Source organism: Bradyrhizobium sp. 44 (assembly GCF_023073095.1).
Taxonomy (GTDB): Bacteria; Pseudomonadota; Alphaproteobacteria; order Rhizobiales; family Xanthobacteraceae; genus Bradyrhizobium.
In genome coordinates this window covers 187115-205923 of sequence record NZ_JADPIY010000010.1, presented here as the reverse complement: position 1 = coordinate 205923, position 18809 = coordinate 187115, and the positions used below count along the sequence as shown (strand labels likewise).

Here is an 18809-nt window from a genome sequence, read left to right as displayed (position 1 = left end):
GGTGCAATCCTGCTCTGGTACGCGGTCCGATGGATTCGTCAACGTCTCGCTGATCCCCGCCCCGCACCAGGTCGCCGCCAAGTTCTTCGAGCTTCTCACGAAGGAAGGCCTCCTCGTCGACATCTTCGCCTCGACCAGACGCGTCTTCTTCGGCGTCGCGCTCGGGATTCTTGCAGCGGTGCCCGTTGGCTTCCTGCTCGGCTGGTATCGCCCGGCCCGCACCTTCGCCGACCCGATGATCAACTTTTTCCGCGCGCTGCCACCAATCGCGCTGATCCCGCTGGTGATTGTCTATTTCGGCGTGGACGAGGTCGCAAAACTGGTCATCCTGTTCTACGCCTCATTCTTCTCCGGCGTGATCGTGATGTATGAAGGCGTCTCGCAGATCACGCCCCTCTACATCCGCGTAGCGCAGACGCTCGGTGCCACTCAGGCGGAAATCTTCCGCAAGGTCATCATTCCCCTCACCGTCCCGCATACTCTCACCGCACTGCGGGTCGCATTGGGCGTGGCCTGGGCAACTCTCGTCGCGTCCGAGCTGATCGCGGCCCAGCGCGGACTTGGTGCGATGATCCAGAATGCCTCCACCTATTTCCTGCTCGATGTCATTTATGTCGGCATCATCTGTATCGGCCTGATCGCTCTGCTCATGGACATGATCCTGCGCAAGATCACGGTGCGGTTGCTGGTGTGGCAGGATCGGGTCATCGCATGAAGAAGCGTGCGCAGTTCGAAAATGTTTCGTTGTCATTCGAAACTTCGAGGGGCCGCCTCAACGTCGTCGAGGACGTAAGCTACGACATCAACGATGGGGATTTCATCGCGGTGATCGGCCCCTCCGGCTGTGGCAAGACCACGATGATGAGCATGCTCGCGGGTTTCCAGAGGCCGACGACCGGCAATGTGCTGTTCGACGGACGTCCCGTCGCGGGCCCCGGGCCCGAGCGCGGCGTCATCTTTCAGGAATATGGCGTCTTCCCGTGGCTGACCGTGAAGCAGAACATAGCTTTCGGCCTGAAGCTCAGCGCCAACCGCGTCCCGGCCGGTGAGCGCGATGCCATCTGCGATCACTATCTCGGCCTGATGGGATTGTCCGACTTCGCCAGCTCCTATCCGAAGCATTTATCCGGCGGCATGCGTCAGCGGCTCGCGATCGCGCGTGCCTATGCCGTCAAGCCGCAGTTCCTGCTGATGGATGAGCCGTTCGGCGCGCTCGATGCCCAGACCCGATCCAACATGCAGAACCTACTGCTGAAAGTGCTCGAGACCGAAGGCAAGACTGTCATGCTAATCACCCACTCCGTGGAAGAGGCTATCTACCTCGCCTCCGCATCGTGGTGGTGACCGCGCGGCCGGCAAGGATCAGGCAGATCATCGACGTGCCGTTCGCCTATCCTCGCGATGAATCAATTCGGGAGCGGGCCGAATTCGGCGAGCTGCGAAGCTACATCAGGCGACAGGTGATGGACGAGTATCGCGCCCAGCAGGCGCAAATGCGTCCGGCATCGTTCGCGGAATAACAAACAAAACGGAGGATACCATGGACCGCAGACAATTCCTGACCACGACGGCGGGCCTCGCGCTCGGCACCTTCACGGCCTCAGCACCGGCGATCGCGCAAGCGAAAACGAAAGTCCGCGTCGGCTATCTTCACACCGTCGCGGTCGACGGCCAGATCTGGACTGGCATGGATCGCGGTTCCTTTGAAAGGCAGGGCCTCGATCTCGAGCTGCGACAGTTCAACACCGGCCTCGAGATCTTCCAGGCGCTGACGGCGGCAGCCTCGACGTACTGGCCACCGGCGCCGTGCTCTCGAACTTCCCTGCCCGGGGGCAGGGCAAGGTGTTCCTGATCAACGACATTGAGGTCGCGACCGCACAGCTCTGGGTTCGCGGCGACCAGGGCATCAAGTCGTTTGAGGACCTGAAGGGCAAGCGGATCGCGACCGCGACCGGTACCACCGCGCATGCGTTCCTGGATACCGCGCTTCGCGCCAACAAGGTCGATCCGAAGGAGGTCGAACTCGTCAACCAGACCATGCCAGCGGCCGTGACCGCCTTTATCTCCGGCGCGGTACCGGCCGTCGCTCTTTGGGTACCCTTCAACGTCACGGTTCGGGACAAGGTGCCAGGGGCGGTCAAGCTCGCCGATGCGTCAGCCTACTATCCAAAGGCCGCTATCATCGGCGGGTGGGCGGCGGCCAACGATTATTACGAGCCAAACAAGGAAACGCTGGCGAAGCTGATCCGTGGCTGGGCGGATGCGAATGACTACATTGTCGCGAACAGCACCGAAGCGATGGAGAAGCTGCAGAAGGGTCACTATAGCCAAACCCCGCTGGCCCACATCAACGAATCGTTCAAGGCCCAGAAGATGTTCACGTCCAGGGAGTGGAAGCGAATGTACTCAGACGGGACGGTCACCAACTGGCTGCAGCAGTCGACAGATTTCTTCATGGCCAACGCAGGCATCAAGGACTCCACGCCAGCAACCAAATATTTCGATCCCAGTCTGTATCTAAAAACAATCGTGTAATCTGATCGCGGAAGCTGGCGGCTCCCTTGCAAGGAGCCGTAGCACCCGCGCTCTCTTCATGTTGAAGAGGCTTTCGTTTCGAAAGCTGATCAGTCGATGATATGGGTCCCGTTTAGTTGAAGCGTAACTGGCGGCGAACCGCCTCCGTTTGCATGACACTGAGCGATCCTGCGGCTTCATTGGCCCTGCTCATCACTGTAGGACCGCTGTTGCCCTGTTTCGGCTGTCTCGTTCGAGGCCAAGCAACGCTGCGCCCGCTCGATCTGGAAGTACAAGAACTAGTCATTCGACGGCTACATAGTCGCCATCTAGCTTCTGCGGCCGTTCTGCTTAACTCAGGCGAAGTTGATCCGAAACACAGCCGGGGCGCTTCTCGCCGAGCATGCGCCACCCGGATTTTATCGAATATCAACTGCCGCTGACTGATAAGGTTTGCCGACAATCTTTATCAGTCTAGAACCGTCTCCAATTCGGATCGTTACAAGCAAGCCGACTGATGCCGCGTCCTTAAATTGTCATCAGATGAGGCGCCACCTTCCGCCGCTGCGCTCGTCTTTAGGAGCGGATGGCGTCAATCGCGTGAGCTATTAGAACCGCAACGCTTGCCGCGATTATGATCACTAACAACCAACTGATCACGTCCGTCTCCATCAACATTACGGAGTGAACGCGCTCAAACGCGCACAGTCAAAAACAAGTCGCCGAAAAGCTTAATTTCAGCGATGGGCTGAGGACTCGAGGCAACTCTTGCGTCCGCAGTCGGTCCTATCGGCGAGATGGCAGTAGCCGGGTCTCACCGACCCACCATGATGGGTCTCGGTGCAGCTCCCCTTTCGCTTGGCAGCAATAGAGAGCAGGATTGTTCCGTCCTCGGAACAGAATGCCCGCTAGGTTGATTTCGGTTCCGCCGAAATTGTGTTTGCAAAAGAGACAAAGTTGGGGCAGAATTTTTGCTACCGGGGCTGGCTGCATATTTCACTTGGTATTTTCGACCCGGCTTCATTTGACGACGCGTGGGCCGCAGCGATTTAACCTCCCGCTGCGGCCTTCGCCGCACGGCAGGCCAGCGTGAACCGGCGAGCGCCCCTCAAGGTACGCCCTGTCGTTGGCGCCTCAGAGTCGGAGGACTGTGAGAACGGCTCAAGCGTCTCCAGCCGCAGCTTTCCGGTCTGCTCCGCTGATTGAGCTTCGCAGGAGCGGCTCGCCCTGGGCATTAGCCATTGGGACAGTGGCCCCGAATCGATGCCGGTTGCACGAAAGGGGCGGAATCCGCATTATGGTTTTGCTGGGCGAAGCGGATCTACCGTGGCTCTGAAGAACCCCGACGCTATTGCGGCAGTCGTGACTGCGCTGCGGCTTACTTACGGCGACGAAACGGCACGAGCCATGCTGGTCGGCGGCATGAGCCTGGCCGCGCTGATAGAGGCGATGTTCTCCGCCTCGGTTGAGCGACGCGATGCCGTTCGATACGTTGCGTCTGCCTTGGACGACTTCGCCATCTCGCCGGAACCCGGCCCCGTCTGGCACCTTCGCTACGTTTACGAAAGTCATGGCTCGTTTCGCGTCGTCGATATGGAGATTGCGACGCCAACAGGCACGCTGTCCAGTAAAGACGTCTGGCTACGTCTGCCCGTCTAGCTACCTTGCCACTTCTGCGATGTGGCCGGTGCTGTCGACGATTAGCGAGCGCGCGGTGCCTTCCTTGACGGCCTTGTAGGTCTTTATCTTTCCGGCTGGTAGTTCCTGGATGTGCGAATAGCCGGCGGCGCGAAGCTTGGCGATGATCTCCTCCGACGTCAGGCTGAGCGCGGACGAGGATCCCCAGACCAGTACGAGGGCAGCCATTACGAACGATCGCAGCACTTACCCTCCTTGCGCGCACGCCGTCATGGGGTTGACTCCTTATCTAGCCGCCGACCGGCCCCGACAACGTCTCCAGTCCCGCCTCTATTGCCGCGATGTCCTGCTCGATTTGCGCAATCGACAACCTGCAGTCAAAGCCCACCCAGGCCTTCAGGTCTCCGGCAAGTCGCCGGCGATGGATCCTCAGCTCTTCAAGCGACTGGCGGTCTTTCACTCTTGCGTAGCCATCCACAATCAACTCAATCGCACTCGACATGACGCTACTCCACAAAACATTCTGATTTTAATCGAATTTGCTTAGTGCAAGCCGCCCGTTCGGCGCAACTTCTGCGCTGGCTTATACAAAATGGCCCTCCGCCGGCTTACGCTTCAGCCAATGGAGCGGCTGGGGAACAACAAGAGCCAGAGAGCCCCTCGAATGCCCAACCAGGCCGTCGTCAAAATCGGTCAAGATCATTGACGCGTTGGCATTGCACTCAGCGTCCAACGGCAAATTCTTCGAAAACGGTTGAGCACAGGGTTTTAGTTTTTTCTAGCTTTTCCCGAACGGGGGCGTCAAACTTGCGTCCATTGAGAACGTAATTTTTTCAGGGACATTGCGATGGGAAAACCTGCCGTTTCCCGTGATGCCTTCCGGGGACTATTCGCTTTCTATGCGGCGAAGGCTCATCACGACCATAAGGCCGAGGCCGAACATTCCCTTTTGCGGATGTTCGGATCGGCGGACGATATACCCGATACGTTGCCGCAGCAGTGGTCGGACAGAGCTGAGATGCTCGGCTCCGAAACCGTTGGTCGCTTATTGGATCCACGCGTCCGTCAAATCACGAACGGCAACGCGCGATACGACCATGCCAGCGACTTTCTTCACACGCTGCTGAGAGACCTCGGGCAGAAAATGCAGTGATCAAACCGCCATGCCATTGGCGCCGCAGTCGTCAGACGCATAGACTTGGCAGCTCTTTTCCTGTGCTTTTGATCGACTTGGACTTCATAAGAAACCATCCGGCCTTCAGCCAAGCTCAATGAGCCGGCGCGCCCCACTGTGCTAGGCATCCATACCGCCATTATCGGGCTGGATGAAGCCGACCCACGCCCGCTAAACCACTCGACTGTGTCTGCGGCCACCTAGGCGACGATCGCAAGGCGGTGTGAAATAGTTCACAGATTGGGAAAGAAAAGCTCGCTACCATGGAGAGAGCGGTGGAGATGCTCCCGCCTGCTGTTGCTCGGTCGCCTGCCCATCCCGCTTGATGATGAGTTGTTTGTCGATTCACTCCCGGAAAGCCGACAACGATGATTGACGACGATTTGGTCCGGGCACATCGCAACAACATTCAACGGTATCACCTCTTATTGCAAACCACTCTGACGGAGTTCGAACGGCAGTATGTCGAAAGACGTCTAAGCGAGGAGCAATCGCAGCTGGATAAGCTAACGACTCGTGCTCAAGCAAAGCGAAACGGCCAATCGGCTACAGACCACGCAGGTTAGGACACCCGATGGGGCACACGGGTTTGCTGTTAAGGGCTGCGGCAGAAAGGCTTGTGCGAGCAGCTGCGCAGCTTCAGCATTCCGAGCGGAGACAACTAGCCGAAGCACGGCAGCACCACCTAAACACTTGCACTCGCCCTCCGGTTGCGGTTGGATCGTCTTTTTAGGATTTGATCCAATGGCAATTCAATTGCTTGTGGCGAAGGTTCTCAGAGACGAGCTATCTTTAAGGGGCATGCAATCATTAAGCGTTGAAGATTCCGAGGCGATTGCTGCTCGCATCTTCGAGCGGATCACTGAGCTCGAGCTGGAACTTGCGGCCCGGGGCTTCAACATTCCCGCGAGCGGCGATGATAGATCAACGTGACGAGCCGAGCGTCATGTCCGTTTATGATCCGCTATTGAGGGAGCTGGTGCGCACAAGGGCGCAAACTATTCGGCTCACGTTCTCGGAAATCGAGGGAATTCTTGGGAGGCCGTTACCGCCGTCAGCTTACAAGTTCAGTGCCTGGTGGGGAAATGAGAGTTCGCGCAAAGCTGGGCACACGCAGGCGATGGCGTGGCTGCAGGCAGGCTTCACGGCCAGAGTTTCTCTGAAACAGCGGGCAGTGGAATTCCATCGAGCCTAAAGGCTTGTACGTCGCGCCACCTTAGTGTTGCGAGCTTTCCCGCGCGTCCCGGCAGCGTCAGTCCACGGAGAATCAATCCGAACGCGGCGGCCTGTTCTACCCTCTCCTCGCGGTCCTCGGCTCTTCGGCCCTTCTCCTCCAAGGCTGCGTCGATGAAAAGGAGGTCCAGAATTGCATTCTTTGAGACAAAATAGCTCCCATTCGAACGCCCCAGTGCTTGGGTTATCGCTCAGGCCGAATAGCGGCCTACTGGGCGGACGACGAAGAGGTTCACCGTACTGCCGATTTCAAGTGCCAAATCGATCAGGGCAGCACTCCGAAATCAATAAGCCAATACACCTAGGTGGCACCGGACAGATCACGCAACACTCTTCAACCACCAAGGTTGTGGTTGCAATGGACGAGACCGCTGTGGCGTCGCCGCATGAGCGTGGCTCGAATTTTAGCCCGGGGAACGGCGTACGTCCGAGCTCCTCGCCTCTGCGGGGCGACGCCTCGGGCGCGTCCGCGGTGAATGGCGCTCGCCGAGGTCCTATAGTCGCACCGTCATCAGTTCAGCTTGAAAAACGTCTGCCCTAGCCGCTCCTTGAGCGTTTCCAGTAACGACAGTCTTGTATCAGGCGCCGCAGCTTGCGCTCCCGTTGCGGGTGCGGGAATGATATTCAACGGTTTCGCTGTTCGGCGCTTAGAGGCTTTTTTCCCAGATTCGCCTTTTGCCGCATGCTCCGGCTTCAAGTCCTCGCCGCCTGATTTCGGAGTGACCGGCTTCCCGGCGACGTCAAGTTCGGAGAATGCGCTCTGCAGAGGCCGAGCAGATTGCACCAACGTCGTCGATGTAGAAGGACTGATGTTCGACGGAGCCACAAGCGTCGGCAAGCTGGTATCGATTATTACCCGTTCAGGTGCCCGCTCAACTGAGCTGATCCTTATGGACGGTCGCTCTACGTCACTGTTCCCTGGGCCCAGCGCCTGCTGCGGCAGGCACCAGCCGATTCCGATCATCAACAGGACGAGAGCGCTGCCGACGAATCCGAAGTATTTCATCAAAGGCACAGGCCGCCTCCGTTTGGAGACGACCTTGCGGCCTCGTTTGTTATCAAAAAGCTAAAGGTAGATTAAAACGGAAGACATGGTTACTACGCACGTTGCGATGCAAAGTGGCTATCTCGCGGGCGTCCGTGACTTCGATGCTGCATCGTAGATCTCGATCTTCAGCATCGGATACTTAGCCAACAATTCAAGGGCCGCTTTAGTCGCGGCGTCCTGATCAAGAAATTCAGTCTTGAAGCGACCATCGACGAGCATCGCAAAGCCGGTGGCCGGCGCGAGGTCAGCACGCCGAACTTGGCTTGGTTGCGGACGTTCCAGGTGAAGGGTTGTTTTGTTCATTCCTTACTTATCCGGCTGGAGAACGCCCTTGCTGCTGAGGCTCTCGCAAATCGCCGAATTGAATGCTTGGGGCTTCCCAACCGGCGTAAGCACAGAACAAGAGAACAGAGATTCGAAATGCAATCGACATGCCGCCCGCCTTTTCTTGTTGGTGAGGACGGTACAAGCAACGTCTTACGGCCAGCTTAGGAGAAAGGGTTTGCGCAAGGTATACGCCTGATCAAAAGTGCGAGGCTGGTTTGCCGAAGCCGCCGTCACATTTCTGTCGGTGACCGCACCGATTCAGCATTCATGAATGAATTCGCTATCGTGACCAGGTGTACTGCGGCGGTGCCCAGCTGCTCCATTTCCTTGTCAGCAGTGTAGGCTGAAGCCGCTCGTAGCTGAATGGTCGTGCGCATCCTTGGCTTTCCGATCACGTGCTTGGACGACTTTTGTTGCCGCCTGAGCGGTTAATTCAGCAAGCTTCTTGTTACTTAAGCTCGGATCATCAATACCAGGCTGACATGCAGAAGCCGCGCCGGCGATGGCCTGATAGTATTGGCGCTTTTGCCACTCATTGGCCATCAGGTAACTCTGCAGCAGGCGGCGTGCCCTCACTTCAAGCTGCTTTCGATCGCTTCGGATCTTTTGATGATCTGAGCTAAGCCAGCGGAGCATCGTCTGCCTATTCACTTCGGCGCCCAAGGCAAAGATCAAGGGGATATTAAGTTCCATCAGCACACTTGAGCTCGTTCGCCCAGCGCCCTCGGGAAATGTTGAAGTCGATTACAGCCTGCAGGTCTAGCGAATGAGAACGAATTCTACGATGAATCAAGTGAGAGGAAAGAGGGAGTTGAGCGCAGGTCGAAAATAATTTGCCTCCATGTTGCTTTGTCCGCCCTGCGAAGGATGCGTGCCGTCAGGGTATAAAGCTTGGTTTGCGGCAGCGGAGTCAGGGCCCCAGGTCGGATCGGCAGCCCAATCGACAACAAAGTCGCACTTTCCTTCACTCGGAAAACGTCGCAGACCCCTATCGGCGGTGGCCCGATTAACATTGAAGAGACCTTCGTTACGAGGATTGTGAGTGCTGATTCCGAGCTGCACGATTTTGCGTGAGGATTTAATTGCATCCTGGAAAGTGGCCAAATACCCGGCAAATGCAGCAAGCCACGCTGAAGCGTCAGTCGAACGAAGATCGTTTTGTCCGGCCTGAACGAACAGGATGTTCGGGACATCTTTGAATGCGGCGATCACTGACGGTTGTCGGCCGAGCATATCTGCAAGAAGAGCACCATCCGTCGCAAAGCATTGCTGACTAGTCTCATGGACAGCGTTTGGTAGATAGAGGGTGTGGTACGATATCGTCCTAGCCCCGCCATTATCGACACTGGAGCTTGAACCTTCGACGATAAGGTGACGCATCAGAGGCATTCGGCTTCTCCCAGTTGCAGATCATCAGTGCAGCTGTACCAAGAGCATTTCGTCCCTACCTAGCTGCTCGGCGGAAGTGCATGGCGCCCTGCGCTGGTTGCAGAATCCGGTCATGCTCCCCCCAAGTAATCTGATTCAGCGCCTTGTTGTTCTGGTGCAACTTCCATTTGGAACGGGATCGAGCTGGGATGTTTGTTCCTTGCAGCATAGGAGTTCAGAATGAGATCTTCCAGATTTCACTTGGTAGCGGCGCTCGTTTTGACCAGCACCTCGGCTTTGGCGCAGGCTGGCGGAGGCGGTTCGGGTGGAGCTTCGGGAGGAGGAACAGGCTCAGGCAGCACAGCGGCCGGCTCGATGTCGAGCAGTGGCACCGTGAACGGTACAGGTGGTTCGCCCGGACCTAACACGAGCAACGCTCTCAACCATCAAACCACGGGAAATCGGCTGCGCGATCCGGCTAGGAATGAGAACAATGGCTCTTCAACCCCTGCCAGCGGCTACGTCAACGATCCTACGATGAACAAGGCTGTGCAGGATTTGGGTAATACGAATACTGGTATTGTAGCGCCTACGCGCTAGGCCTCCGCCACCGGCGGGCGCCCCACAGTGAGCGCCCTGGGTGGAATTAGAACGGCTACCGCACGCCACGACGTGAAGACTATGCAGCGCGGCCCGAACGGGTTTAGCCAGACGCTTGGACTGATAAACTTTTGCATAGAACCTTATCGGTTGGAGAACTGAGTCCCATTTGCGACCAAAGTTTATAAGTCGAGGCAAAAACGATGTAAGGCGCAGCACCTGAGCCGTAAAGCGCTGAAGGTTCGGTGGGTTCGGATCGAGGGTGGTCTTGTCAACCCGGCTGATATAGCTACCCTTCTTCGAACGGGGCGCAGGCAATCTACCGCCTTGGGCACGGTCTTTCTCGCGGCCTCATGACGGCACCGAACGCGAGGCCGTCCGCGCAAGGTTGAGGCTAATCGCTGCCCAAAGCGCAGCATTGTGCCAGAGGAGATCAGGCCTGCAATTTCACTCCGGGAACGGGCTGTTGAACGCGTTCGTTCGGCAGTGCCGACTTGCCTTTGAGGCTGCTCGGCGATCTGAAGGGCTTAGAGAGGATGACCTCGGAAACGCGTCTGATCCGCCTCTATAGTGGTCCTTACGCTTCGCATCTCTTCTGACGCTCGGTATTACGCTTCTCTGCCCAGAAATCCCGCAGCTATTGCCTAGCGGGGGTGCTGGTCAAGCCGAATGAATTCAGCTAACGTGCATGCCAGATCTTGTTCTCTGCATACATCGAGCTTCGCCCATGACCGCGCTGGACCTGTCGTTCCAGTATCTCTATGCGGCGCCCGGCCGGGACGCCCCGCTAGCCGGCGGAGCAATAAGTCTTTCCGGGGACCGGATCGCTGAGGTGAAACCCGCTGTCAGCAGCCGCGGCGGGCTCCTCGCGATGCCCGCGCTGGCGGATGCCCACGACCATGCGCGAGGGTTTCATCACATCGGCTTCGGCGCGAAGGACCAAAAGTTCGAATTGTGGCGCGCTGCGCTGTATGCCCAGCCGCCGATCGATCCTTATCTCAACGCTGCCCTTGCTTTCGGACGTCTGGCCCAGTCTGGCGTCGGATCTGTGATGCACGTCTATTCTTCCATCCGGGTCGACCGGCTGATCGATGATGCACGGGCGATCGCCCGCGCCGCACGCGACGTGGGGATTCGCCTCGGTTTCGTCGTGCCGCTGCGGGACGTTCAAACTCTCGGCTATGGCCCGGACCAGGAGCTGCTCGCGCTGCATGATCCGCGCGACCAGGCGTTCGTAAAGGAGACCTGGCTATATCCCTTTCCCTCACCCGAACGCTACATGGAGCTCGTGCGCGAGGTGGCCCGCGCCATCGAGGGGCCAACCGTAACAGTCCAGCTCGGGCCCAACAGCCCCCAGGCCTGCAGCGATGGGCTACTCGAGGCGATCGGCGACGCGTCCGCGCGCGAGAACCGTCGCGTGACCACGCATCTGCTCGAGACATCCATTCAGCGCAAATGGGCCGATGCGAGCTATCCCGGAAAGTTCATCCGACGCCTGTGCGACATGGATGTGATCAGCGAACGCTTCACCGGTGCCCACGGCGTTTGGCTCAGGCCGGATGAAGTCGCGCTGATGGCCGAGCGGCGCGCCCAGATCGCCGTCAACCTGAGCTCGAATTACCGTTTACGCTCCGGTGTTGCGCCGGTTGACAGCTATATCAAAGCCGGCATGCCTTTCAGTTTCGGCGTGGATTCCTTTGGTTTCGACGATGACGACGATGCCTTGCGCGAGCTGCGTATCGGCCACTGGGTCTTCTCACCCCTTGACACCGACGCGCCTCTAACCCAGGAGCTGTTGTTTCGCGGGTGGCATCAGAACGGCTTCCTCGCAGTGAATGGCCGCAACGATTACGGCAGGCTCACGCCCGGGGCGCCCGCCGACATTCTCGTGCTCGATTACGAGGCGCTCAGCTACGATCTGATCGAGAACATGATCGACCCGCTCGAAGTCGTTCTCACGCGAGCCAGCTCCCGCCACGTCAAATCGCTTTATGTCGCCGGGCGCGAGATCGTGCGCGATGGCAAGGTTACGGGCGTGGATCTTCCCGCTATCGAGCGGGAAGTGATCGCGCAGACTAGACGGGGTGCGGAGCGGGCCCGCGCGCTAAAACCGGTTTTGGAGCGCTCCCAGGCGACTCTCGAAGAATTCTACAGGGCCGGCGGCCACACCCGCGCCGCCAGATGACACCGATCATGCTTCCCGATACATCTCAACCTGTGGCACGATCGCTGGCACACGTCTTGCCAGACCTGGCATGCAGGTCCTGCTTCTTCCTCGCGTTCCATCGTCGACACATCTTTTGTCTTGAACGGTTTGTGTGACGACCACCTTGATCCCTTAGCTGCTGGAGGCACTCTCATGTCGAAATTCGTTCTGCGGGCGCAAGCCCTCGCCGTCACGACGACGCTGCTACTCGCGGGCGGTGCCTGCCTTGCGGACACCATCAAGGTCGGCGCGGTCTATCCGCTGACGGGTCCCGTCGCCGAAGACGGCGCCACCGTGCTCAAGGGCGCCAAGCTCGCGGTCAAGCTGTTCAACGATGCCGGCGAATTTAAAGGCGACAAGATCGAACTGCTGGTCGAGGATGGCGCTTGCATTCCGGCACAGTCCGTTGCGGCCGCCGAAAAGCTGGTATCCTCGAGCAAGGTCGTGGCCCTCGCTGGTGCCTTCTGCAGTTCCTCCACCGGAGCGACGATGGACGTTGCCCTCCGCTACAAAGTGCCGATGGTTTCGGGTGTGTCTACCGCGCCAAACCTGACCGAGCGCGGCAATCCATACCTTTTCCGCATCCAGGCTACTTCACAGATGCTCGCTGATGCCTTCGCGCCGAAGATGATGGAACTCGCCGGCGGCAAGAAAATCGCGTTCCTGGTCGTCAACGACGATTGGGGACGCTCGATTGCACAATACTACAAGACATCGCTGGAGCGCAGTGGCGCGCAGCCGGTCTCCACGCAGATCTTCGATGCTAACGAAACGGACCTGTTCTCCTACATCACCAACATCAAACGCGCCGAACCCGATGCGATTATGATGGCCGCCAATACGCAGAACGCGGTAACCGTGACCGAGCAACTGCGGCAGATGAACATAAAGTCCCGGCTGTTCGCCGAAGGCTCCTTCACCGCCAAGTCCTATTATGACGTGGTCGGCAAGAAGGGCGACGGCATCAACGGCCTGATGCCCTATGTCTCGACCTATGACAGCCCCATGAGCAAGAAGTTCGTTGAGATGTACAAGGCGGCCTATGGCGAATTGCCGAACAACAATGCGGCGGCCGGTTTTGAGGAACTCACTATAATCACGAACGCGATCAAGACCTCGGGCAAGATCGACCCTCAGTCGATCCGCAACGCAATCGCAACCAGCACAACGCCCGGGCCCGCCGGCGACATCAAGTTCAATGAAAAGGGACAGGGCTACGGGTTTACAGTGTTTTTAACACGCAACGAGAACGCCGCTCCAATGATCGAGGGCACGGCACAGATCGCAAAACCCTGAGCCGGATGACGTCGACGGGCCATGGATCTCATTCCTCAATACATCTTCAACGGCCTGGTCGTCGGATCCAGCTATGCTTTGATCGCGGTCGGTCTGACCGCAATCTTCGGGCTGATGGAGATAGCTAACTTCGCTCACGGTCAGTTCTACATGCTGGGGGCGTTCTTCGCCTACACGCTGACGCGCCTGCTTGGCCTCGATTTCTGGACCGGTCTCGTCGGCAGCGTGATGGGCGTCATGATCGTCGGTGTCGTGCTGGAGCGAACCCTGTTCCGCATCTTGCGGGGGGCCTCTCTGTCCAGCAGCGTACTAGCGACTATTGCGCTCTCGATATTTCTCGAGAACCTCGCGCTTAACGTCTGGGGTCCCCGGCCCCAGAAGATCCCGACGCCGTTCGAAACCGGCAGCATCGAATTCGCCGGGGTCTTCACCACGCCGGAGCGACTCTTAATGCTCACGGTAACGGTCGTGATCGTGATCCTCTTGCATGTTGGGCTGCGGCACACCCAGACCGGCAAGGCGATCCGCGCCACTTTCCAGCAGCGCGAGGCCGCGGCGCTGGTCGGAATCGACATCGACCGCCTCTATACGCTGACCTTCGCCATTGGCGCCGGCGTCGCGGGGCTCGCCGGTGTCCTGCTCGGCACGATCTTCGTGGTTCAGCCGGCGATGGGTGGTATAGCCACTCTGAAGGCCTTCATCGTCGTCACGCTAGGCGGCATCTCCAGCTTTGCCGGTGGTATTGCCGGGGGTCTCTTGCTGGGTCTGGCGGAGAGCTTCGGCGCGATCATCTCGCCCGCCTACAAGGACGCGGTCGGCTTCATTCTGGTAATGCTCGTCCTGCTCTACAAGCCGGACGGCCTGTTCGGGAAACGCTCATGAAGTCGCGTGTCAGCCTGCCGTCCTGGCTTGCACTCTCCGTGACTGCTCTCATCCTTCTTGTACTGCCACGGCTGATCGGCACGGACTATTACCTGCACATCGCCATCATTTCGCTAGTGTTCGTGATTCTTGCGACCAGCTTGGACATCCTCGTTGGCTACAGCGGACTCTTATCGCTCTGCCACACCGCATTCTTCGCGTTCGGCGCCTATGCGGCGGCGCTCCTGTTTCTGCACTTCCAAATGTCGCTCTGGTTGACGATGTTCGCGGGCGGCGTCTTTGCGGCGTCGATCGCCTGGCTGCTCGGCCTGCTCGTGCTCAGCGTTCGCGGCCATCGCTTTATTATCACCACCGTAATCTTCGCCGAGATCGGTCGGCTGATAGCCTACAACTGGACTGACCTCACGCAGGGCCAGATCGGCCTGTCTGGAATTCGCCCCCCTGTTTTCGATCTACCTGGGTTGCCGCGCATCGATTTCAGCTCGCGCGAGGCCTACTACTATTTAGCCCTCGTGGTCACGACGACCTGCGTGACGATCATTTGGAGAATTACCCATTCCCCCATCGGCTGGCGCATGCTGGCCCTGCGCGAGAATGAAGCCCTCGCTGAGGCGAGCGGCGTGGACACGCGGCGCATCGCAACCACGGCCTTCGTCTCCAGCGCCTTTTTCGCCGGGCTAGCCGGGGCCGTCTATGCGCACTACACTGGTTTCGTCAGTCCCGACCTCTTCTACTTCACCTACACCACCACCATGCTGATAATGGTTTTCCTGGGTGGCAAGGGCACCATCATCGGGCCTGTCATTGGCGCTGTGCTCTTTACCATCCTGCCCGAGGCCTTGCGCGTCACTGCGAACTACCGCCTCATGACCTTCAGTGCCATCCTCCTCGTTCTCGTCGTGTTCGCGCCCGAAGGACTGATCGGCCTCTTTGCACGAATTCGGCGACGTTTCGCTGGGCAAGGGAGCGTCCAGGATGCTTGAGGCGATGGATGTCAGCGTCTCGTTCGGTGGCGTCCATGCGGTGCGTGCGGTCAGCTTTCGTGCGGAGGGACGGGACATTACAAGCGTCGTTGGCCCGAACGGCGCAGGCAAGACCACCTTGTTCAACGTCCTCACGGGATTCCAGAAGCCGAACATTGGCAATGTCGTCTTCGCCGATCGGAGCATCGTTGGGCTGAAGCCGAGCGGGATCGCCGCCCTCGGTCTCGTGCGTACGTTCCAGAAGACGGAGGTATTCAAGGGCCTCACTGTGGAGCGGGCGGTCGAGATCGGCACAACTTGTGGAAGGGACTTCCCGATGTGGCAGACGGTATGGCCTGGCGCCATCGGTCGCGCGCGCGAAACGGCCCGAAACGAAGCGAGGCGCATTCTGCAGAGGTGCGTCCTCGAAGATGTCGCCGGTGAGCCATGCGCCGCGCTGTCTTATGGCGAACAGCGCATTCTCGAAATCGCACTCGCCCTTGCGGCGCGACCGCGCCTGTTGATGCTCGACGAGCCGGCCTCCGGACTCAATCCGACCGAGGCCCGCCGGCTCGGAGATCTAATCACCAGTATCCGGGCGGACGGCGTCGGCGTAATCCTGATCGAGCACAACATGCAGCTGGTAATGCGGATCTCGGACAGCATTATCGTCCTGCATCATGGTGAGAAGATCGCCGAGGGCACGCCTTCTGTCATTGCCCGTGACCAGCGCGTTGTTGATGCATATCTTGGTGGAAGTGGCTTTGCTGCAGCTTGAGAAAGTCGAAAGCGGCTATGGCCGCGCCCGCGCCCTCCATGGTGTCGATCTCACGGTCGCTGCCGGGGAGGCCGTGGCTCTGATCGGGGCCAATGGTGCCGGCAAGTCCACAATCCTGCGCGCAATTTCGGGCCTTAACAGGGTGCTCGCCGGCTCTATCCGCTTCGATGGCAAGGAAATCGGCAATGCGACGCCGCGGCAGATCGTGCGGCTCGGCGTAGCCCACTGCCCGGAGGAGCGAAAGATCTGGCCGAACCTCACGGTTCTGGAACATCTAGAGCTCGGTGCAACCATTCGCGGCGGTGCCGGCACCCAGGACATCGGCGAGATGTACAAACTGTTCCCGATTCTGAACGAGCGGCGGCATCAGCTCGCCGGCACGCTTTCTGGCGGCCAGCAGCAGATGGTCGCTATCGCGCGGGCGCTGATGTCCCGCCCACGACTGCTCATGCTCGATGAGCCCTCTCTCGGTCTTGCGCCGAAGGTGACGGAGGAAGTGCTCACCACTATCCGGCGCGTCAACGGCACCGGCACCGCCATCCTTCTAGTCGAGCAGAACGCCAGCCTCGCACTTGCAGCCACAAGTCGGGCCTACGTTATTGAGAACGGGCTGATGTCCCGCGAAGGATCGACCGCCGAACTCGCGAACGACCCGGCAATCCGCAGCGCTTATCTGGGGTTTTGATTCTCATGCGCCGCCTCATCGAGAACATCGACACACTACACACCTGCGACGATGAAGGCCGCGTGCTGCGCCGCGCGTGGATCGTCGTCGCGGGCAGCAGAATTGCAGCGCTGGGCGACGGCCCGCCCCCCGCCGGCGACTTCGATGAGCGAATCGATCTGTCCAGCTCGGTGGCAATGCCTGGACTGGTGAATGCCCACCATCATTTCTTCCAGACTCTGACGCGCGCCCTGCCGCGGGCTCAGCGCGGTCACCTGCTCGACTGGCTATCGGTACTATACCCCGTCTGGGGCCTGATGCAGCCGGAGGATCTCGCTGCAGTGGCTTCAGCCAGCGCAGCTGAGCTGCTGCTCACCGGTGCGACCACCACCGTCGATCACTTCTATCTCGTTCCGCGCTGCGAGGACGCGTATCTAGAGACCGAAGTCGAGGCGCTGGGCCGCATGGGCATCCGACTCCATCTCGTGCGCGGCAGCATGACGACGATCGAAAGCGATCTGGAGGCACGCCTCAGCATTACGCTCGGCCCACGCGCCGGCGGTATTATCGATGACCCAGCACCGGTACTCGCCTCGATGCGCCGGGCAGTGGAACGCTGGCACGACGCATCGGCGGGTTCGATGCTGACCGTCGCGCTCGGCCCAACGACACCGACCTGGGGCGATCCGGATTTCATGCGAGCAGTAGCGCAGCTGAGCGACGAGCTCGCCGTCGGGATCCATATGCACGTGCATCCGCAGAGTACCGACCGGATGCTGTGCCGGGATCAGTTTGAAAAAGGTCCGGTCGATTGGCTTGATAGCCTCGGCATGCTGGGACCGCGAACCTGGTTCGCCCATGCCACGCGGATGAACGATAGCGAGATCGCCCTGCTGGGCGAGCGCGGCGTCGGTGTCGCCCATTGCCCGCGCATGATCATGCGCCTGGGCGCCCGTATTCCTTATATTCACCGCATGCGTGCGGCCGGCATGCCGGTCGGCATCGGTGTCGATGGCGCCGCCAGCAACGATAGCGGCTCAATGCTCAATGAACTGCGATTGGCCTTGCTGTTGCACCGTCTCGCCGATGGTGGCGGCGAGGTCGCGCCGGAGTTTTGGATGACGCCACAGGACGTGCTCGGAATGGCCACGCGCACCGGGGCCGCATTGATCGGCCGCAGCGACATCGGTGCGATCGCGCCCGGCATGCAGGCCGATATCACCGCCTTTGACATGCGCGGCGTCGGTTTCGCCGGCGCGCGCGCCGACCTTCTGTCCGGACTGCTTCTTGCCGGAGACAATACCATGAGTTCGCTCACCATGGTCGGAGGGACGCCGCTGGTGGTGGACGGCAAACTGCTTCGGCAGGACGAAGAGGCACTGCGAGCTGCTGCGGATCGCGCAGCCGAGCGGGTTATCGAACGCGCGGCCCGCCTCACCGGCATCGACTATCTCGCATTCACGGACGGCCGCACCTGATTGGGCCGCCCTTTCCTGGGTCATCAACACATGCGTGCACTCGTAGTCACGGCTCATCCTCTTGAAGAGAGCTTCAATTGCGCTCTACGCAGGACGATCGTCCAGACTCTCAATGACGCTGGACACGAAGTCGATGTGTGCGATCTCTACGCGGAGAACTTCCAGCCCGTTCTCGATGCGGGCATGCGCAGCCGCTATTTCGATCCTGCGGTCAATCGTACCGGCGTCGAGCACTATGTCGAGCGCCTGTTCGCGGCCGAGGCGCTGATCCTTTGCTTTCCGGTGTGGTGCTTCGGGCCACCGGCCATCCTAAAAGGATTCATGGATCGGGTCCTGATCCCGGGCGTCTCCTTCGCGCTCGGGGATGACGGTCGCATGCATCCCAATCTACGTCACATCCGCCATCTCGTCGGCGTGACGACGTATGGCCGTTCGCGTCTCGACGCATGGTATATCGGCGATCCGCCGCGACGCATCATCACGCGCTATCTGCGCTGGTTCATGGCGAAGGATGTTCGCGTTCGTTACCTGCCGCTGTACAACCTGCATCGTAGCGACGCATTGCATGAGGCGCGGGATCACGCTTCGTTTCTACAGCGGGTGAGCTCCGAGATGCGGAAACTCGGTTGAGGACATAACGT

At 59.3% G+C, this 18809-nt stretch carries 18 protein-coding genes and 2 pseudogenes; 14 read left to right on the top strand and 6 right to left on the bottom strand.

Annotation, left to right across the window (positions count from 1 at the left end):
* Position 1: 1 nt before the first annotated feature.
* From IVB41_RS10310 to IVB41_RS10295, 4 genes and pseudogenes are all read left to right on the top strand, one after another.
* Complete coding sequence (locus IVB41_RS10310; RefSeq protein WP_247430616.1) at positions 2-715, top strand: ABC transporter permease; 714 nt, start codon at positions 2-4, stop codon at positions 713-715.
* Positions 712-1520: pseudogene (locus tag IVB41_RS10305) on the top strand (ABC transporter ATP-binding protein). Before IVB41_RS10310 ends, IVB41_RS10305 begins: the two are co-directional and overlap by 4 nt.
* A 20-nt stretch (positions 1521-1540) precedes the next feature.
* A pseudogene (locus IVB41_RS10300) lies at positions 1541-2535 on the top strand (ABC transporter substrate-binding protein).
* A 1305-nt stretch (positions 2536-3840) separates the two neighbouring features.
* Positions 3841-4173, top strand: coding sequence for a hypothetical protein (locus IVB41_RS10295; RefSeq protein WP_007604755.1), 333 nt, complete (start codon positions 3841-3843; stop codon positions 4171-4173).
* On the opposite strand, the gene IVB41_RS10290 is transcribed toward IVB41_RS10295, so the two are convergent.
* Positions 4174-4380 carry a hypothetical protein gene (locus IVB41_RS10290; protein ID WP_106946763.1) on the bottom strand — a complete coding sequence of 69 codons (207 nt, stop codon included), beginning with the start codon at positions 4378-4380 and terminating at the stop codon, positions 4174-4176. It lies immediately after the preceding gene.
* A 61-nt stretch (positions 4381-4441) separates the two neighbouring features.
* Complete coding sequence (locus IVB41_RS10285; RefSeq protein WP_129276097.1) at positions 4442-4654, bottom strand: hypothetical protein; 213 nt, start codon at positions 4652-4654, stop codon at positions 4442-4444.
* Between the two features lie 345 nt (positions 4655-4999).
* On the opposite strand from IVB41_RS10285, the gene IVB41_RS10280 reads away from it, so the two are divergent.
* Positions 5000-5305, top strand: a complete 306-nt coding sequence (locus IVB41_RS10280) for a hypothetical protein (protein WP_247430611.1) — start codon at positions 5000-5002, stop codon at positions 5303-5305.
* Positions 5306-6070: 765 nt separating this feature from the next.
* Positions 6071-6259: a hypothetical protein gene (locus tag IVB41_RS10275; RefSeq protein WP_247430608.1), complete on the top strand. Its 189-nt coding sequence runs from the start codon at positions 6071-6073 to the stop codon at positions 6257-6259.
* A gap of 811 nt (positions 6260-7070) precedes the next feature.
* On the opposite strand, the gene IVB41_RS10270 is transcribed toward IVB41_RS10275, so the two are convergent.
* From IVB41_RS10270 to IVB41_RS10255, 4 genes are all read right to left on the bottom strand, one after another.
* On the bottom strand, positions 7071-7574 hold the full coding sequence (locus tag IVB41_RS10270; protein ID WP_247430604.1) for a hypothetical protein: 504 nt from the start codon (positions 7572-7574) through the stop codon (positions 7071-7073).
* 108 nt (positions 7575-7682) lie between these two features.
* Positions 7683-7910, bottom strand: coding sequence for a hypothetical protein (locus tag IVB41_RS10265; protein WP_247430601.1), 228 nt, complete (start codon positions 7908-7910; stop codon positions 7683-7685).
* Positions 7911-8264: 354 nt separating this feature from the next.
* On the bottom strand, positions 8265-8633 hold the full coding sequence (locus IVB41_RS10260) for a hypothetical protein (RefSeq protein ID WP_247430598.1): 369 nt from the start codon (positions 8631-8633) through the stop codon (positions 8265-8267).
* Between the two features lie 90 nt (positions 8634-8723).
* On the bottom strand, positions 8724-9323 hold the full coding sequence (locus IVB41_RS10255) for an SGNH/GDSL hydrolase family protein (protein ID WP_247430595.1): 600 nt from the start codon (positions 9321-9323) through the stop codon (positions 8724-8726).
* A 1306-nt stretch (positions 9324-10629) separates the two neighbouring features.
* On the opposite strand from IVB41_RS10255, the gene IVB41_RS10250 reads away from it, so the two are divergent.
* From IVB41_RS10250 to IVB41_RS10215, 8 genes are all read left to right on the top strand, one after another.
* Positions 10630-12087, top strand: a complete 1458-nt coding sequence (locus IVB41_RS10250; protein ID WP_247430592.1) for an amidohydrolase family protein — start codon at positions 10630-10632, stop codon at positions 12085-12087.
* Positions 12088-12261: 174 nt separating this feature from the next.
* Positions 12262-13404 carry an ABC transporter substrate-binding protein gene (locus IVB41_RS10245; RefSeq protein ID WP_247430589.1) on the top strand — a complete coding sequence of 381 codons (1143 nt, stop codon included), beginning with the start codon at positions 12262-12264 and terminating at the stop codon, positions 13402-13404.
* A 21-nt stretch (positions 13405-13425) separates the two neighbouring features.
* Entirely contained in the window at positions 13426-14286 is an 861-nt protein-coding gene (locus IVB41_RS10240) for a branched-chain amino acid ABC transporter permease (RefSeq protein ID WP_247430584.1), read from the top strand.
* Entirely contained in the window at positions 14283-15269 is a 987-nt protein-coding gene (locus IVB41_RS10235; RefSeq protein WP_247430581.1) for a branched-chain amino acid ABC transporter permease, read from the top strand. The genes IVB41_RS10240 and IVB41_RS10235 overlap by 4 nt, the downstream gene beginning before the upstream one ends.
* Positions 15262-16026, top strand: coding sequence for an ABC transporter ATP-binding protein (locus IVB41_RS10230; protein ID WP_129276108.1), 765 nt, complete (start codon positions 15262-15264; stop codon positions 16024-16026). The genes IVB41_RS10235 and IVB41_RS10230 overlap by 8 nt, the downstream gene beginning before the upstream one ends.
* Positions 16007-16711, top strand: coding sequence for an ABC transporter ATP-binding protein (locus IVB41_RS10225; protein ID WP_346770815.1), 705 nt, complete (start codon positions 16007-16009; stop codon positions 16709-16711). Before IVB41_RS10230 ends, IVB41_RS10225 begins: the two co-directional genes overlap by 20 nt.
* Positions 16712-16716: 5 nt before the next feature.
* A complete protein-coding gene (locus IVB41_RS10220; protein ID WP_247430575.1) occupies positions 16717-18168 on the top strand; it encodes an amidohydrolase family protein in 1452 nt (483 codons plus the stop codon).
* Positions 18169-18798 (top strand): NAD(P)H-dependent oxidoreductase, encoded by a 630-nt coding sequence (locus IVB41_RS10215; protein WP_247430570.1) that lies wholly within the window; start codon positions 18169-18171, stop codon positions 18796-18798.
* Positions 18799-18809: the final 11 nt, after the last annotated feature.

Excerpts from the sequence above, each read along its gene's own strand:
- IVB41_RS10235 (WP_247430581.1), top strand. The coding sequence starts at position 14,283 with ATGAAGTCGCGTGTCAGCCTGCCGTCCTGGCTTGCACTCTCCGTGACT.
- IVB41_RS10275 (WP_247430608.1), top strand. The coding sequence starts at position 6,071 with ATGGCAATTCAATTGCTTGTGGCGAAGGTTCTCAGAGACGAGCTATCT.
- IVB41_RS10250 (WP_247430592.1), top strand. The coding sequence starts at position 10,630 with ATGACCGCGCTGGACCTGTCGTTCCAGTATCTCTATGCGGCGCCCGGC.
- IVB41_RS10220 (WP_247430575.1), top strand. The coding sequence starts at position 16,717 with ATGCGCCGCCTCATCGAGAACATCGACACACTACACACCTGCGACGAT.
- IVB41_RS10285 (WP_129276097.1), bottom strand. The coding sequence starts at position 4,654 with ATGTCGAGTGCGATTGAGTTGATTGTGGATGGCTACGCAAGAGTGAAA.
- IVB41_RS10265 (WP_247430601.1), bottom strand. The coding sequence starts at position 7,910 with ATGAACAAAACAACCCTTCACCTGGAACGTCCGCAACCAAGCCAAGTT.
- IVB41_RS10290 (WP_106946763.1), bottom strand. The coding sequence starts at position 4,380 with ATGGCTGCCCTCGTACTGGTCTGGGGATCCTCGTCCGCGCTCAGCCTG.
- IVB41_RS10245 (WP_247430589.1), top strand. The coding sequence starts at position 12,262 with ATGTCGAAATTCGTTCTGCGGGCGCAAGCCCTCGCCGTCACGACGACG.
- IVB41_RS10255 (WP_247430595.1), bottom strand. The coding sequence starts at position 9,323 with ATGCCTCTGATGCGTCACCTTATCGTCGAAGGTTCAAGCTCCAGTGTC.
- IVB41_RS10280 (WP_247430611.1), top strand. The coding sequence starts at position 5,000 with ATGGGAAAACCTGCCGTTTCCCGTGATGCCTTCCGGGGACTATTCGCT.
- IVB41_RS10230 (WP_129276108.1), top strand. The coding sequence starts at position 15,262 with ATGCTTGAGGCGATGGATGTCAGCGTCTCGTTCGGTGGCGTCCATGCG.
- IVB41_RS10240 (WP_247430584.1), top strand. The coding sequence starts at position 13,426 with ATGGATCTCATTCCTCAATACATCTTCAACGGCCTGGTCGTCGGATCC.